This is a genomic window from Enterococcus faecalis (genome assembly GCF_029024925.1).
In the GTDB taxonomy this organism is placed as follows: domain Bacteria; phylum Bacillota; class Bacilli; order Lactobacillales; family Enterococcaceae; genus Enterococcus; species Enterococcus faecalis.
In genome coordinates this window covers 734,272-749,973 of the sequence record NZ_CP118962.1, presented here as the reverse complement: position 1 = coordinate 749,973, position 15,702 = coordinate 734,272, and the positions used below count along the sequence as shown (strand labels likewise).

The 15,702-nt window shown below is 37.9% G+C and carries 14 protein-coding genes; 7 read left to right on the top strand and 7 right to left on the bottom strand.

The annotated features are described in order from the left end of the window. Together opp1C and opp1B are read right to left on the bottom strand one after the other, a co-directional pair. Positions 1 to 1,053 carry an oligopeptide ABC transporter permease Opp1C gene (opp1C, locus tag PYW42_RS03675; RefSeq protein WP_002355787.1) on the bottom strand — a complete coding sequence of 351 codons (1,053 nt, stop codon included), beginning with the start codon at positions 1,051 to 1,053 and terminating at the stop codon, positions 1 to 3. Next, complete coding sequence (opp1B, locus tag PYW42_RS03670; protein WP_002388864.1) at positions 1,053 to 1,994, bottom strand: oligopeptide ABC transporter permease Opp1B; 942 nt, start codon at positions 1,992 to 1,994, stop codon at positions 1,053 to 1,055. The genes opp1C and opp1B overlap by 1 nt, the downstream gene beginning before the upstream one ends. A 90-nt stretch (positions 1,995 to 2,084) precedes the next feature. Here opp1B and PYW42_RS03665 point away from each other — a divergent pair, with 90 nt between their 5' ends. Beyond that, complete coding sequence (locus PYW42_RS03665; protein WP_002355784.1) at positions 2,085 to 2,435, top strand: DUF3899 domain-containing protein; 351 nt, start codon at positions 2,085 to 2,087, stop codon at positions 2,433 to 2,435. 78 nt (positions 2,436 to 2,513) lie between these two features. On the opposite strand, the gene opp1A is transcribed toward PYW42_RS03665, so the two are convergent. Further along, positions 2,514 to 4,184, bottom strand: coding sequence for an oligopeptide ABC transporter substrate-binding protein Opp1A (gene opp1A / locus PYW42_RS03660; protein WP_002381303.1), 1,671 nt, complete (start codon positions 4,182 to 4,184; stop codon positions 2,514 to 2,516). Between the two features lie 244 nt (positions 4,185 to 4,428). Here opp1A and PYW42_RS03655 point away from each other — a divergent pair, with 244 nt between their 5' ends. The 6 genes from PYW42_RS03655 to fni all read left to right on the top strand — a co-directional run bounded on the left by PYW42_RS03655 (position 4,429) and on the right by fni (position 10,479). Then, positions 4,429 to 5,502 (top strand): FUSC family protein, encoded by a 1,074-nt coding sequence (locus PYW42_RS03655; protein ID WP_002355782.1) that lies wholly within the window; start codon positions 4,429 to 4,431, stop codon positions 5,500 to 5,502. After that, complete coding sequence (locus tag PYW42_RS03650; protein WP_002409313.1) at positions 5,499 to 6,134, top strand: pentapeptide repeat-containing protein; 636 nt, start codon at positions 5,499 to 5,501, stop codon at positions 6,132 to 6,134. Before PYW42_RS03655 ends, PYW42_RS03650 begins: the two co-directional genes overlap by 4 nt. A gap of 269 nt (positions 6,135 to 6,403) precedes the next feature. Next, complete coding sequence (gene mvk, locus PYW42_RS03645; RefSeq protein ID WP_002355780.1) at positions 6,404 to 7,348, top strand: mevalonate kinase; 945 nt, start codon at positions 6,404 to 6,406, stop codon at positions 7,346 to 7,348. Further along, positions 7,348 to 8,343 carry a diphosphomevalonate decarboxylase gene (mvaD, locus tag PYW42_RS03640; protein ID WP_002355778.1) on the top strand — a complete coding sequence of 332 codons (996 nt, stop codon included), beginning with the start codon at positions 7,348 to 7,350 and terminating at the stop codon, positions 8,341 to 8,343. The genes mvk and mvaD overlap by 1 nt, the downstream gene beginning before the upstream one ends. A gap of 2 nt (positions 8,344 to 8,345) precedes the next feature. Continuing rightward, positions 8,346 to 9,452: a phosphomevalonate kinase gene (locus PYW42_RS03635; RefSeq protein WP_002355777.1), complete on the top strand. Its 1,107-nt coding sequence runs from the start codon at positions 8,346 to 8,348 to the stop codon at positions 9,450 to 9,452. Beyond that, positions 9,436 to 10,479, top strand: coding sequence for a type 2 isopentenyl-diphosphate Delta-isomerase (gene fni / locus PYW42_RS03630; RefSeq protein WP_002409314.1), 1,044 nt, complete (start codon positions 9,436 to 9,438; stop codon positions 10,477 to 10,479). The genes PYW42_RS03635 and fni overlap by 17 nt, the downstream gene beginning before the upstream one ends. A gap of 44 nt (positions 10,480 to 10,523) precedes the next feature. On the opposite strand, the gene adhE is transcribed toward fni, so the two are convergent. The 4 genes from adhE to tgt all read right to left on the bottom strand — a co-directional run bounded on the left by adhE (position 10,524) and on the right by tgt (position 15,601). Further along, positions 10,524 to 13,121, bottom strand: coding sequence for a bifunctional acetaldehyde-CoA/alcohol dehydrogenase (adhE, locus tag PYW42_RS03625; protein WP_002388933.1), 2,598 nt, complete (start codon positions 13,119 to 13,121; stop codon positions 10,524 to 10,526). Between the two features lie 157 nt (positions 13,122 to 13,278). Further along, the gene (locus PYW42_RS03620) at positions 13,279 to 13,584 is read right to left on the bottom strand and encodes a post-transcriptional regulator (RefSeq protein WP_002409315.1); all 306 of its coding nucleotides are present in this window, start codon (positions 13,582 to 13,584) and stop codon (positions 13,279 to 13,281) included. 412 nt (positions 13,585 to 13,996) lie between these two features. Further along, complete coding sequence (gene yajC, locus PYW42_RS03615; RefSeq protein ID WP_002383336.1) at positions 13,997 to 14,395, bottom strand: preprotein translocase subunit YajC; 399 nt, start codon at positions 14,393 to 14,395, stop codon at positions 13,997 to 13,999. A 60-nt stretch (positions 14,396 to 14,455) separates the two neighbouring features. After that, positions 14,456 to 15,601: a tRNA guanosine(34) transglycosylase Tgt gene (gene tgt, locus PYW42_RS03610; protein WP_002355772.1), complete on the bottom strand. Its 1,146-nt coding sequence runs from the start codon at positions 15,599 to 15,601 to the stop codon at positions 14,456 to 14,458. Between the last annotated feature and the right edge of the window lie 101 nt (positions 15,602 to 15,702).

Below are 15,702 nucleotides of genomic sequence, written 5' to 3'. Positions count from 1 at the left end.
TTACTCTTTCATCTTAGGATCAAATGCGTCACGTAAACCATCAGCTAACAAGTTGAAACAAATCATGATAACTGAAAGTGTTGCCGCTGGAATCCACATTAAATATGGAAGGAAACGGAAAGTTTTGTATCCTTCGTTTAACAAGGTTCCTAAAGATGCGGTTGGTGGACGTAAGCCTAACCCAATAAAACTTAGGAACGCTTCAAAGAAAATTGCCGATGGGATACTGAACATCATTTGGACAATAATAACACTTGAGATATTCGGTAAAATATGTTTAATAGCAATTTTCCAACGAGATTCGCCCAATGTTTCTGCTGCCATGACAAACTCTTGGTCTTTTAGTTTCATGGTCTGGGCTCGCACAATCCTGGCCATTGATATCCAGTTTGTAATAACCATGGCCAAAACAATCGAAACAATCCCTGGATCAAAGACTGTTAGCATCAAGATCATAACAACTAAGTTAGGAATACCAGAAAGAACTTCTAAAATACGTTGCATTACTGTATCGACACGACCGCCGACTAATCCGGAAATCAGTCCATACGTTACCCCAATCGTAATATCTAGAATCGCCGCGATAAACGCAATTAATAAGGAAATACGTGTTCCCATAAATAAACGACTTAGGACATCACGACCTAAACCATCTGTTCCTAGATAAAAGTTTACGTTATCTGGAACGTTTGCTTGTGCATATTTATCAACTAATTGACCAGCAACTGTTGTTTTACCATTTAAACCATTCACGCTTTCCAAGCCAGGAATTCGTGGTGGTAAGTTAATGTAAGAAACATTTTGTTTCGTTGGGTTATGTGGTGAAACCCAAATGGTAATAATAGAGATAAAGATAATAACTGCTAAGAAACTCATTGAGATAACTGCAGCTTTATTCTTTTTCAAACGACGCCATGAGTCTTGTAAGAAACTTAAAGACGGTGTGGCAATACGCTCTCTTTCTTTTAGAGTTGAAGTGTTTAGAGGCTGAAACTCATCTGCCGGAATATCTTTAATCGCTTGTGGTAGATTATTTTTATTGACTGTTTCCATTAGCCTTTTGCACCTCCTGATACGCGAATTCTTGGATCAATTAAACCATAAAGTAAGTCAACAATCAGAATTACAACAACTAACATTGTTGAATACAAAATAGTTACTGCCATAATTGTTGGATAGTCGTTTGTCATAATTGATTTTACAAACTGTTCCCCAATTCCAGGGATGGCAAAAATATTTTCTACTACTAAAGAACCTGTCATTAAACCAACGGCTAAAGGTCCTAATAAGGTAATCAATGGAATTAAACTGTTTCTTAACCCGTGGCGGAATGCAACTTGCCAGCGACTCAAGCCTTTTGCTTTGGCTAATTCGACATAATCACTATGCAAGACCTCTACCATCTCGGTTCGAATAAACCTAGCCGAATCGGCCATTGGACTCATTGCCAAGGCAATAGTTGGCAAGATTGTGTATGCAAAACCATTCCACATAGCAATTGGTAAGATTCTTAATTTCATTGCAAAAATGTATTGTAATAATACCGCGAAAACAAAGTTTGGAATAGAACGACCTAAAATGGCTAACAATGTTGCCAACGTATCTACCCAAGTATTTTGACGCATCGCTGCGATAATCCCCAATAAAATACCGACTAACGTACCAAAGATAATCGCTTGTCCTCCCAGTTGAAGGGATGGTCCAATTCGACCAGCTAATAACTTAGCAACAGGTTGGTTTTTAAATTGGAATGAAATACCAAAGTTCCCTGTAACCAGGTTCTTTAAGTAAATTCCGTATTGAACAATCACTGGTTTATCTAAGCCAGATTGTTTATTCAACATAGCGATTGTTTCTGGACTAAGTTTTTCTTGGTTGGTATAAGGCGTACCTGGTAATAATTGCATTAAGAAAAACGTAATCGTTGCGATTAACCACAAAGTGATAATCATGAAAAAGATCCGTTTAAGAAAATATTTTCCAAAACTATTCAATAATGACACCTCCGAGATTTTTTTGACTTCCTCAGTTATTTTCGTTAAAGTAATGACTAGATAGACCACAATAATAGATAGGGTGAACACATGAAAACTTTTAAATGGCCAATTATTACAGCCGTTATTTCCAGTATCGGCATTTTTCTTTACTTATTAATAAGTAAAGAACCTATCACTACCTCCTCATTATCAGATACCTTCTTTATCGTTTCGCTTTTCTTTTTAATTATCGGCATTGCTTTATGGATTATGTCCTCTGGCTTTTTCGATAACTTTCAGCGCTCAATGAAAAACGCGTTTCGTTTTAAAAAGAAAAATGAACCGAAAGAGTTTATCCCGCTTTCAGTCATTGGCGATGCACATCGCTCTTTCTGGCTAAAAACTGGGGGCATCTTACTGATTCTGTCTTTAGGCTTTCTACTATTTTACTTGGTCTAAGACAAGATAGCAAGAGGACCGTTGCCTTTTATTCCATGGCAAAGGTCCTTTTTTGTTTGCTATCGATCTTTTGTCAGGTTATTCTGAAATGTATGCCCATTTGTAGTCATACGTTGCGCCAGCAGGATGAACTGCGACATCTTTGACTTTTTCAGCACGTAAATGCGCTTCTGATTTTTGGAATAATGGTACCACACCCATGTCTCCCATAATCGTTTTCTCTGCATTTAACATATCATCCCAACGTTTTTCAGGATCTGTCGCATCTGCACTACTTGCAGCTTTCACGAACTTGTCAAACTCTGGATTGTTATAACGTCCACGGTTATATGAGTTATCTGAAGCAAATAAGTCTAAGAAACTACTTGGATCAGCATAGTCAGCACTCCAACCACCGATTACTGCATCAAAGTCGCCTTTGTTTGAACGATCTAAACGAACAGAGAATGGAACCGGACTAACCGTTACCTTCACACCATCTAAAGCATCTTGAATTGACCCTTGAACAAATTCAACTGTTTTCTTAGAAGAATCTGCATCTGAAGAAAGAATATCCATTGTTAAGGTTGAAATCCCCAATTCTTTTTTCGCTTTTTCCCAGTATTCTTTAGCTTTTTTCGTATCATATTCAATTTGACTACCTGCTTCTTTAGCAAAGTCTTTGCCGCCACTTGGGTCTTTTGCCATATCTGCTGGTACTAAACCGTTTGGCTCGATAGAACCATCCCCTAAGATGGATTCAACTAACGCTTTACGGTCGATTGAGTAAGAAATTGCTTTACGTAAGTTCGCATTTCTAAATGGTGATTTTTCATCACGTTGATTTAGTTCCATATATTGTGTTGATGCTTCTTTTTGACTAACAAAAGCTGGGTCATTGGCCATTTGTTGGGCTAATTCACCAGAAAGAACGACATCGTCTGTTTGTCCATCTTGGAACAAGTTCAACGCGGTTGGTGATTCTTTCACGACATTCACATCTACTGAGTCCAGTTTCACTGTGTCTTTATCCCAATATTGATCGTTTTTCTTGAATGACCATTTTGTATCTGTACCAGGACCATCAAAGCCGTCTAAGACGAATGGACCATTGTAGACAGCACTTTCGCTGTTTGATGCATAATTTTTACCATATTTTTCCACAATATCTTGACGTTGTGGGAAGAACGATGGGAAAGCTAATAAGTAATCAAAGTATGGTGTTGCTTTTTCTAAAGTGATTTCTAATTCTGTATCACTGACTGCTTTAATTCCTAATTCTGATTTATCTTTTTCCCCTTTAGCAATGGCATCACCATTTTTTACAGAGGCATACAGATAAGCATATTCAGAAGCTGTCGCTGGATCAACTGTTCGTTGCCATCCGTAAACATAGTCATTAGCAGTCACTGGTTTACCGTCTGACCATTTTGCATCTTTATTTAATTTAATTTTGTATGTTAGTCCATCTTCAGAAACTTCTGCTTTTTCCGCTGCACCTGCAGGTTGGACTTTGTTATCTTTGTCTAAACGATAAATTCCTTCATATACATTATTTAATGCAATAAAACTAATTCTGTCTGTTGCTAGTGATAAATCAGCTGTTGGCATTTCTTGTTGTTCTGTGACACGTAAAACTTGTTCGCCACTTGCCTTACCGCCACCAGACGCGCTTGAGCTATCTGACGTTCCGCCGCCTCCACAAGCCGCTAAAGTTGTTACGCTAAATAATGTAATCACACCGAATGTTAATGACTTTTTCAATTTCATAGTGTTGCCTCCTTAAAATAATACAATCTGTATTTTCTGAAAAATCAGAATTTAATAATTATTTATTGCTATGGAATATATCTTACATTTTTCATATTAAAATTGCAAGTCAAAATGTTAACTTTTTTTAATTTTTCTTCTCTTCCTATCAGAAACCACTCTTTTTCTTCCTGTCTTTTATTGCAATTCTTTTGTCAGTTTTCTAAACATTATGGTAAATTAGGAAGTAAAGGAGTGACAAAATATGAAAAATTCTACGTTTTTAAAGGATTTGTTTGCTATTGATAAAGCAAATGACGAATTATTTCGGTTAGTTGGTGTCGCAATTTGTATGGCAATTCCATTATTAATTGGTTATTTTTCCAATAATTTACTCATTGGGACCTTTGGCTCGATGGGCATTTATACGTTTATTTATTATCAGCCGCTTCCTTTGCCCCAATTATTGCGCAGACTGAATATTGTTGGCTTTTTTATTGTTCTGGGCAACAGCTTAGGAATGCTAAGTCACCATGTACCTTGGTTGATTCCCATTACAATTGCCATCGTCGCTTTTCTTGCACGCTTACTTTTTAGATTGTATGGCATTGAGAAGCCTGGTGCTTTGTTAGTTATCATGTCAACCGCAATGGGAACAAGCAACAATTTTCCTTTACATAAGATTCCTATCATGGCCAGTTTTGTTCTTTTAGGAGTAGTGACCGGCATTATCATGGGCATTGTGCTTCATTTCATCGACAAGCGCCCCTACGTTTTTCAAAAACGGATGTCTCTTCAAGAACGACTTTATATCGATCCCGCTTCTTTATTAGATGCTTTGCATTATGCGGCCATTTTATTTTTAGCGGCTTATTTAAGTCAATCGCTTCATTTAGTCAACGCTTATTGGATGACGTTTACTTGCGCAGCCATTTTACAAGGGGAAAATTTACATTCTGTGATGCAGCGAAATGTGCAACGGATTCTAGGTACGAGTCTTGGTTTGTTGCTTTCTGCAATTTTATTAATGATTCCCTTTACACCTTTACAAACAATCGGTATCATTAGTATTCTATATGCAGCTTTTGAAGGATTCATTAACAGAAACTATGCGATTGCCAGCTTTTTTATTACCCCGATGTCCTTATTATTATCAAATCTTGCACGACAGCAAGTCATTAGTAATCTTTTAAACTATCGATTAGTCGGGATTGTGTTAGGTAGTTTACTTGGTTTTGCCGGCGCTTATGTTTTCACAACTGCGCTACGTTTCTATAATCGGGCCTACTCAATTGATGAAACCTTTGAAAATCAACAAGAAGAAAGAGGCGTTTTATGAAAATAACTTATCCCTTGCCACCAAATCTGCCAGAACAACTTCCTCTATTAGCGAACTGTCAATTAGAAGATGAGGCAATCTTAGAAAATCATTTGTATCAGCAGATTGATTTATCGAATCAAGAAGTTCGTAACTTAGTCTTTCGGGATGCTGTTTTCGATCATCTTTCATTAGCAAATGGCCAGTTTGCTTCTTTTGATTGTAGTAATGTGCGTTTTGAAGCTTGCGATTTTTCTAACGTCGAATGGCTGTCTGGCAGTTTTCATCGAGTGACTTTCCTTCGTTGCAATTTGACAGGAACGAATTTTGCAGATAGCTATTTAAAAGATTGTCTATTTGAAGATTGCAAAGCCGATTATGCTTCTTTTCGTTTTGCAAATTTTAATCTTGTTCACTTTAATCAGACTCGTTTAGTCGAAAGTGAATTTTTCGAGGTCACCTGGAAGAAACTCCTGCTAGAAGCTTGCGATTTAACCGAAAGTAATTGGCTAAATACTTCTTTAAAAGGATTGGATTTTTCCCAAAACACCTTTGAACGCTTGACTTTCTCACCAAACTATTTATCAGGTCTTAAAGTCACCCCTGAACAAGCCATTTATTTGGCAAGTGCCCTTGGTTTGGTGATTACCTAAGAAAATTTTAAAAAAATAGCCGAATAACTGGTTCTGTCGGTTCTTTCTTATTAAATTGTTATTAATTTTTTGGAAAAACCAACGGAACCATTTTACTTGTGCCTTATTTTTAGGTAAACTATCTTAGGTTAAGCAATCTCTTTTTTTGGAACAAGAGAAACTTTTGGAATCATTTCCTATAAATCATGAAGAGATTATGACAAACGTTCTTCTAATCCAAGAACGTCTTTTGTCCTATACTCGATTCTACTCAAAAGGAATGTCAGTGAATGAATATAAAAAAACAAGGCCTCGGTCAAGCGACGGGAAAAATTATTTTAATGGGGGAACACGCCGTTGTTTACGGCGAACCAGCAATCGCCTTTCCTTTTCAAGCGACAGAAATCACAGCCGTCTTTACCCCAGCAAAAACTATGCAGATTGATTGTGCATATTTTACAGGATTGCTAGAAGACGTGCCCCAAGAGCTAGCAAATATCAAGGAAGTTGTTCAGCAAACCTTACATTTTTTAAAGGAAGATACATTTAAAGGCACTTTGACCTTAACAAGTACGATTCCCGCTGAACGAGGAATGGGCTCAAGCGCAGCAACCGCTGTGGCCATCGTTCGAAGCCTTTTTGATTATTTTGATTACGCTTATACATATCAAGAATTGTTTGAGCTTGTTTCCTTAAGTGAGAAAATTGCTCATGGCAATCCTAGTGGTATCGATGCCGCAGCAACAAGCGGCGCTGATCCCTTATTTTTTACTAGAGGATTTCCGCCCACACATTTCTCGATGAATTTATCTAATGCCTACTTAGTAGTAGCTGATACGGGAATTAAAGGTCAAACACGTGAAGCAGTGAAAGACATTGCGCAGCTAGCTCAAAATAATCCCACAGCAATCGCTGAAACAATGAAACAATTAGGTTCTTTTACTAAAGAAGCGAAGCAGGCAATTTTACAAGATGATAAACAAAAATTAGGTCAGCTAATGACGTTAGCGCAAGAGCAACTCCAGCAATTAACCGTCAGCAACGATATGCTGGATCGACTAGTGGCTCTCTCTCTAGAACATGGCGCTCTAGGAGCAAAATTAACCGGCGGCGGTCGCGGTGGCTGTATGATTGCCTTAACAGATAATAAAAAGACCGCACAAACCATTGCACAGACTTTAGAAGAAAATGGAGCTGTTGCTACATGGATTCAATCATTAGAGGTGAAAAAGTAATGCTTTCAGGAAAAGCACGAGCGCATACAAATATTGCTCTGATTAAATATTGGGGAAAAGCCAATGAAGAATACATTTTACCAATGAATAGTAGTTTATCATTAACATTAGATGCCTTTTACACAGAAACAACTGTGACATTTGATGCCCATTATTCAGAAGATGTATTTATTTTAGATGGTATCTTGCAAAACGAAAAACAAACAAAAAAAGTCAAAGAATTTTTGAACCTTGTTCGTCAACAAGCCGATTGTACTTGGTTTGCAAAAGTGGAAAGTCAAAATTTTGTGCCTACTGCAGCTGGTTTGGCTTCTTCAGCGAGTGGTCTAGCTGCTTTAGCAGGGGCCTGTAACGTAGCCTTAGGATTAAATCTTTCAGCAAAAGACTTATCACGTTTAGCGCGACGTGGTTCAGGTTCTGCTTGTCGCAGCATTTTTGGTGGTTTTGCTCAATGGAACAAAGGCCACTCTGATGAAACTTCGTTTGCTGAAAATATTCCAGCCAATAATTGGGAAAACGAATTGGCCATGCTCTTTATCTTAATTAACGATGGCGAAAAAGATGTTTCCAGCCGTGATGGAATGAAACGAACAGTAGAAACTTCTAGCTTTTATCAAGGTTGGTTGGACAATGTGGAAAAAGATTTATCCCAAGTTCATGAAGCAATTAAAACAAAAGACTTCCCTCGTTTAGGAGAAATCATTGAAGCCAATGGGTTAAGGATGCATGGAACAACCTTAGGTGCTGTCCCTCCATTTACTTACTGGTCCCCAGGCAGTTTACAAGCGATGGCTTTAGTTCGCCAAGCACGGGCCAAAGGAATTCCTTGTTACTTTACAATGGATGCAGGTCCGAATGTCAAGGTCTTAGTCGAAAAGAAAAACTTAGAAGCATTAAAAACATTTTTAAGTGAACATTTTTCAAAAGAGCAGTTAGTCCCAGCTTTTGCTGGTCCCGGAATTGAATTGTTTGAAACGAAAGGAATGGATAAATAAGCATGATTGAAGTTACTACGCCAGGAAAGTTATTTATTGCAGGAGAATATGCCGTTGTTGAACCTGGCCACCCTGCCATTATCGTTGCTGTGGATCAATTCGTAACTGTAACTGTCGAAGAAACAACAGATGAAGGCAGTATTCAATCTGCACAATACAGCTCGTTACCTATTCGCTGGACACGCCGAAATGGTGAGCTTGTATTAGATATTCGCGAAAATCCCTTTCATTATGTTCTAGCGGCGATTCATCTAACTGAAAAATATGCGCAAGAGCAAAACAAAGAATTGTCATTTTATCATTTAAAAGTGACGAGTGAATTAGATAGTTCAAATGGACGAAAATATGGTCTTGGTTCAAGCGGTGCAGTAACCGTTGGAACTGTCAAAGCCTTGAATATTTTTTATGACTTAGGTTTGGAAAATGAGGAAATTTTCAAATTATCAGCATTAGCTCACTTAGCCGTTCAAGGAAATGGTTCTTGCGGAGATATCGCCGCCAGCTGTTACGGGGGCTGGATTGCCTTTTCAACCTTCGATCATGATTGGGTCAATCAAAAAGTAGCCACTGAAACATTAACTGATTTGTTAGCAATGGACTGGCCTGAATTAATGATTTTTCCGTTAAAAGTACCGAAACAACTACGTTTACTAATTGGTTGGACAGGTAGTCCTGCGTCCACTTCAGACTTAGTTGATCGAGTCCATCAATCAAAAGAAGAAAAACAAGCGGCTTATGAGCAGTTCTTAATGAAAAGTCGGCTTTGTGTCGAAACAATGATTAATGGCTTTAACACAGGAAAAATTTCTGTTATTCAAAAACAAATTACTAAAAATCGCCAATTGCTCGCCGAATTATCTTCACTGACTGGTGTGGTAATCGAAACAGAAGCCTTGAAAAATCTTTGTGATTTGGCTGAATCTTATACAGGAGCTGCGAAATCTTCTGGCGCTGGCGGGGGCGATTGTGGGATTGTAATTTTCCGCCAAAAATCCGGGATTTTACCATTAATGACTGCTTGGGAAAAAGACGGAATTACCCCACTGCCACTTCACGTCTATACCTATGGTCAAAAGGAGTGTAAGGAGAAGCATGAATCGAAAAGATGAACATCTATCATTAGCTAAAGCGTTCCACAAAAAAAAAAGTAATGACTTTGATCGTGTGCGTTTTGTTCACCAATCGTTTGCTGAATCCGCTGTTAACGAAGTGGATATTTCCACTTCGTTTCTTTCTTTTCAGCTTCCCCAACCTTTTTATGTCAATGCAATGACAGGTGGTAGCCAGCGTGCAAAAGAAATTAATCAGCAATTAGGCATTATTGCCAAAGAAACTGGCCTTTTAGTTGCGACAGGATCTGTCTCGGCAGCGTTAAAAGATGCTAGTTTAGCGGATACGTATCAAATTATGCGAAAAGAAAACCCAGATGGACTCATTTTTGCCAATATTGGTGCAGGCTTGGGTGTGGAAGAAGCAAAGCGAGCGCTTGATTTATTTCAAGCGAATGCCTTACAAATCCATGTAAATGTGCCCCAAGAATTGGTCATGCCTGAAGGAGATCGTGATTTCACTAATTGGCTAACCAAGATTGAAGCTATCGTACAGGCCGTAGAAGTGCCTGTCATTGTCAAAGAGGTTGGCTTTGGCATGAGCCAAGAAACCTTAGAAAAACTTACCTCTATCGGCGTTCAAGCAGCGGATGTGAGCGGCCAAGGCGGAACGAGTTTTACACAAATTGAAAATGCCCGGCGGAAGAAACGAGAACTTTCTTTCTTAGATGATTGGGGGCAATCAACGGTCATCTCTCTTCTGGAATCACAAAATTGGCAAAAGAAACTAACTATTCTCGGCTCTGGCGGTGTGCGTAACTCTCTTGATATTGTCAAAGGACTCGCTTTAGGTGCCAAAAGCATGGGAGTTGCTGGGACTATCTTAGCTTCCCTTATGAGTAAAAATGGTTTAGAAAATACCTTAGCCCTTGTACAGCAATGGCAAGAAGAAGTGAAAATGCTTTATACTCTTTTAGGAAAAAAGACGACAGAAGAATTGACGAGTACCGCACTTGTCCTCGATCCAGTTTTAGTTAATTGGTGTCATAACCGTGGTATCGACAGCACTGTTTTCGCAAAACGTTAAAGAGACCAGAACATTAATGTTCTGGTCTCTTTATTTGAGTTCTTTTATCCTACATAAGCATCTAAGATAATTTGTTTTAGTTCACTAATTAATGGTTCTTTCGGATTTGCAGTTGTACATTGGTCTTCATATGCAAGTTCTGCCATACGATCAACCGTTGTGTCTAATGTTTCTTGTGAGACACCTTGGGCTTTCAAGTTCATGTCAATTCCGACTGATTTACCTAAGTCTGCTACTGCTGTTGCTAAAGCTTCTACTAATTCTGCGGTAGTATTTCCTTTTAAGCCTAAGAATTTTGCAATGTCTGCATAATCAGTATCGGCGCGGAAGTAATCATATTTAGGGAACATTGCGTGTTTTGATGGATCTTTCGCATTGTAACGAATAATATGTGGTAATAAAATCGCATTTGTACGACCATGTGGAATGCCATATTCCCCACCAATTTTATGAGCAATAGAGTGACAAATACCTAAGAATGCATTGGCAAATGCCATCCCTGCCATGGTTGATGCATTATGCATTTTTTCGCGAGATTCCATATCTGGACGTTTCACTGAATTTTCTAAATGATCGAAAACTAACTTGATTGCTTGTAAACTTAAACCACGTGTGTAATCTGAAGCCATCACGGAAACATAAGATTCAATAGCATGTGTTAAAACATCCATACCTGTATCTGCAGTGACTGAAGCTGGCACAGACATTACGAACTGTGGATCAACAATCGCTACATCTGGTGTTAACGCATAGTCTGCTAACGGATATTTCACGTGTGTTTCACTATCAGTAATAACGGCAAATGGTGTAACTTCTGAACCAGTTCCTGAAGTAGTTGGGATACAAACAAATTGTGTTTTTTCTGGTTTGGCAATTTTATATGTCCGTTTGCGGATATCTAAGAATTTTTGTTTTGCACCAAAGAACTCTGTATCTGGGTGTTCATAGAACATCCACATGCCTTTCGCCGCGTCCATTGCAGAACCGCCACCCAAGGCAATCACTGTATCTGGTTGGAAATCAACCATCATTTTGGTACCTGCATAAACAGTATTTGTTGATGGGTTTGGTTCAACATCAGAAAATACTTCGATTTTCACATCATTTTTACGTTTTTGTAGCTCTTTACGTACGATATCTGCATAGCCAAATTGAACCATACCTGGGTCACAAACTAACATGACACGTTCAACATTTTCCATTTTTTGTAGATATTGTAAAGAATTTTTTTCAAAGAAAATTTTTGGAGGTAATTTAAACCATTGCATATTATTTCTCCGTTTCGCTACCGTTTTAATATTAATTAAGTTAATGGCTGATACGTTTTTAGAAACAGAGTTTTTCCCGTATGAACCACAACCAAGTGTTAAGGATGGAATCATTTCGTTATAAATGTTACCAATACCACCTTCTGCTGATGGAGTATTCACTAAAATACGACAAGCTTTCATACGTAAACCAAAAGCAACTTGTAACTCTTCATCTTCTGTATGAATTACTGCTGTATGTCCTAAACCACCTAAGTTTAACATCGCTTCACATAGTTCAAAAGCATGCTCTGCATTGTTTGATTTCATCATTGCTAAAACTGGCGATAATTTTTCTCTTGATAATGGATATTCTGGACCTGCACCTTCTAATTCAGCGACTAAAATTTTTGTGCCTTTTGGTACGCTAATTCCTGCTAATTCAGCAATTTTTTCTGCAGAGTTACCGACAATCGCTGGATTTACTGCGTATTTGCCTTCATTCATCACTGCATCTTCTAGTTTTTGTAATTCATTCGGTTTCACGAAGTAAACGTTATGTGCTTCAAACTCAGCTTTGACAGAAGCATAAATTTCTTTATCCACAATGACCGCTTGCTCAGAAGCACAAATCATTCCATTATCAAATGATTTTGAAACAATTAAATCATTAACCGCACGTTTTACTTTAGCCGTTTTTTCAATATAAGCTGGTACGTTCCCAGGACCAACGCCTAGTGCTGGTTTACCTGTTGAGTATGCAGATTTTACCATGCCTGCGCCACCAGTTGCTAAAACAATGGCAATCCCTGGATGATTCATCAAAGCAGATGTTGCATCAATCGATGGTTGTTCAATCCATTGAATACAATTTTCTGGTGCACCTGCTGCAATCGCCGCATCCCGTACAATACGTGCCGCTTCGGCCGAACATTTTTGTGCGCTAGGATGGAAAGCAAAAACAATTGGATTTCTTGTTTTTAAGGCGATTAGTGATTTAAAAATAGTTGTTGACGTTGGGTTTGTTGTTGGTGTGACCCCACATACCACGCCAACTGGCTCAGCAATTTCCATTAAACCGGTTTGTTCGTCTTTGTTAATTACACCCACTGTTTTATCATGTTTAATATTATTCCAAATGTATTCAGATGCATACATATTTTTGATTGCTTTATCTTCATAGATTCCACGGCCAGTTTCTTCGACAGCCATTTTTGCTAAAGGCATATGTTGGTCTAACGCCGCCATCGCCATTTGATGGACAATGTGATCTACTTGTTCTTGTGTAAAATCTTCCATTGCTTTTAAAGCGACATTCGCTTTTGTTGCTAATTCATCAATCATTGATGAAACATCAACCGTTTCTGTCTTTTCTTTTTTTACTGTTTTAACCATGTTCATCCTCCTAAGAGTTTCATTTTAAAAAAACTTTGTTAACTATTTCACATTCACATCATACAACATAAAACGAATCTTGTAAATAGTTTTTGTGATATTTTTCACAACTATTTATAATTTTTTTTTATCTCAAAAAAAAGACCTATTCTTTTTTCTAGAATAAGTCTTCAATATCATGCCAGTCCCTTAAAGGATTTTTTGATGTCTGTGCCAATAATTGTTGATAGTCAAAAAATTCATTCGGCTTAACCTTCTGAATGTCTTTGCGACAGTCTTTGACAGATAAATGGGTTTGTTTTTTCCAACGATAGGTGAGTAAATAAGTCAATAAATCTTCTTCGTTGATGGAAGAATAACCTAGTTCACGAAAATTTTGGCACTTCTTTTTAATACTTTTATTGAGCATTTTTTGTTGTAACCAACTTAATTTTTCCATTGTCATGGGCTCTTCTCCTTCCAACCAAGCGAAAGATTGCTCACTTTTTAACTATCTCCCAACACTATAAAAAGGAACCTTTTTTGTAAACTTAATAGTTAAAAAGGACTCAGGACAAGGTCGGGACAGAAGTGTTTAACTCCGAGAAATAAGAAGAAATTTCCGAAAATTGTTCTTTAATTTTGGGAGAATTTTGGCTTATTTCCGAAGGAGTTGCTTCTGTTCCCGCCGTTTATCAATTTTTAAGCCTGGGACAAAAATCCAAAGTGATTTTTGTCCCAGGCTCCTTCCTAGTCCTACATTTTAAGATAAACGACACGAGCGGAATAGGAATTATCTCTTCTTATTGGCTTTCTCGTGTGACTACTGGTCACAGTTTCGCCTTTGAAAAGCCTGTTCCGCTCTCTTTAACCATTAAATGAATCAGTTGATTCGTTTAGTCTTTCTTTTCTTTTGAAGGATCTGATGTTTCAGGAACTTCAGTTACTTCTTCTGTGACTGTCTCTTCAACTTCTGTGACTGGTACACTAGTTACTGCTGAATCATTTGTAACGGCAGTTCCAGGTGTTACAGTTCGAATTGCTGCACGGTCAAATTCTAAGACAATACCTTCGCAATCGATTAAAACTGTTTTTTCGTTGATTTCACTTAAAACACCATGTAAACCACCAATTGTGACAACACTATCGCCAGTTTTCATTGCGTTTAGTTGTTTTTGACGTTCTTGCTGTTGTTTCTTTTGAGAACGTGTCATGAAAAACATCATTCCTCCTAAAAGGACTAATGTAAAAATCATTGTAAATCCGCCACCCATTTGTTTCACCTCACTCTGCATTATTCACACTACTAACTGTATCAAAAAAACGCTTGAAGAACTAGTTTTTTCCTCTAATTTTTAGAAACTTTTTGCATTCGCTTTATTAAAGCCATATTCTTCAAAAAACGCTTGTCGGAATTCTAATAAATTGTCGTCCATAATTGCTTGACGGACATTTTTCATTAAGTCTAACAAGAAGTATAAATTATGATACGATGTTAAACGGATTCCGAATGTTTCATCACATTTAATCAAATGACGAATATAGGCCCGCGTATAATTACGACAAACATAACAATCACATTTTTCATCAAGCGGACGAAAATCTCTTGCATATTGGGCATTTTTAACAACCAAGCGACCTTGTGAAGTCATACAAGTACCATTGCGCGCAATACGTGTTGGTAGCACACAATCAAACATGTCAATCCCACGAATCACTCCATCAATTAATGAATCAGGGGCACCCACACCCATTAAGTAACGTGGTTTATTTTCAGGAATTAACGGTGTCGTAAAGTCTAAGACTCGGTTCATTTCTTCCTTAGACTCACCAACAGATAAGCCACCAATCGAATAGCCAGGAAAATCCATACTCACTAAATCTTTAGCACTTTGACGACGTAAATCTTCAAATCCCGCACCTTGAACAATACCGAATAATCCCTGTCTATCAGGATTCGCATGGGCTTTTAAGCCACGCTCAGCCCAACGAGAAGTCCGTTCAATCGAGCGTTTGACATACTCATAGCTTTCATCAAATGGTGGACATTCATCAAAGCTCATCATAATATCTGATCCTAATTTATTTTGAATATTGATCGCTTTTTCTGGAGAAAGGAACATTTTTGAACCATTTAAATGATTTCTAAAATGCACACCTTCTTCTTCGATTTTCCGCATATCACTTAATGAGAAGACTTGGAAGCCACCTGAATCAGTTAAAATAGGTTGATCCCAGTTCATAAATTTGTGTAAACCGCCTGCTTCTTCGACTAAATCTTCACCTGGGCGTAACCATAAATGGTAAGTATTACTTAAAATAACACCGGCACCCATTTCTTTTAATTCTTCTGGTGACATTGTTTTAACTGTCGCAAGTGTACCTACCGGCATAAACATTGGTGTTGGAAATGTGCCGTGAGGAGTAATTAATTCACCTAAACGCGCACCTGTGTGTTTATCTTTTTTGATTAAACGATAACGAATGGCTGGTTCCGTCATTCATTTCCCTACTTTCTACTATAATTTGTCCTCCCATCATCATACTTTTTTTTTATTGAATTTGCAAGGATTTCTCAAGGTTTCTTTCTTCAAAAAAGGAT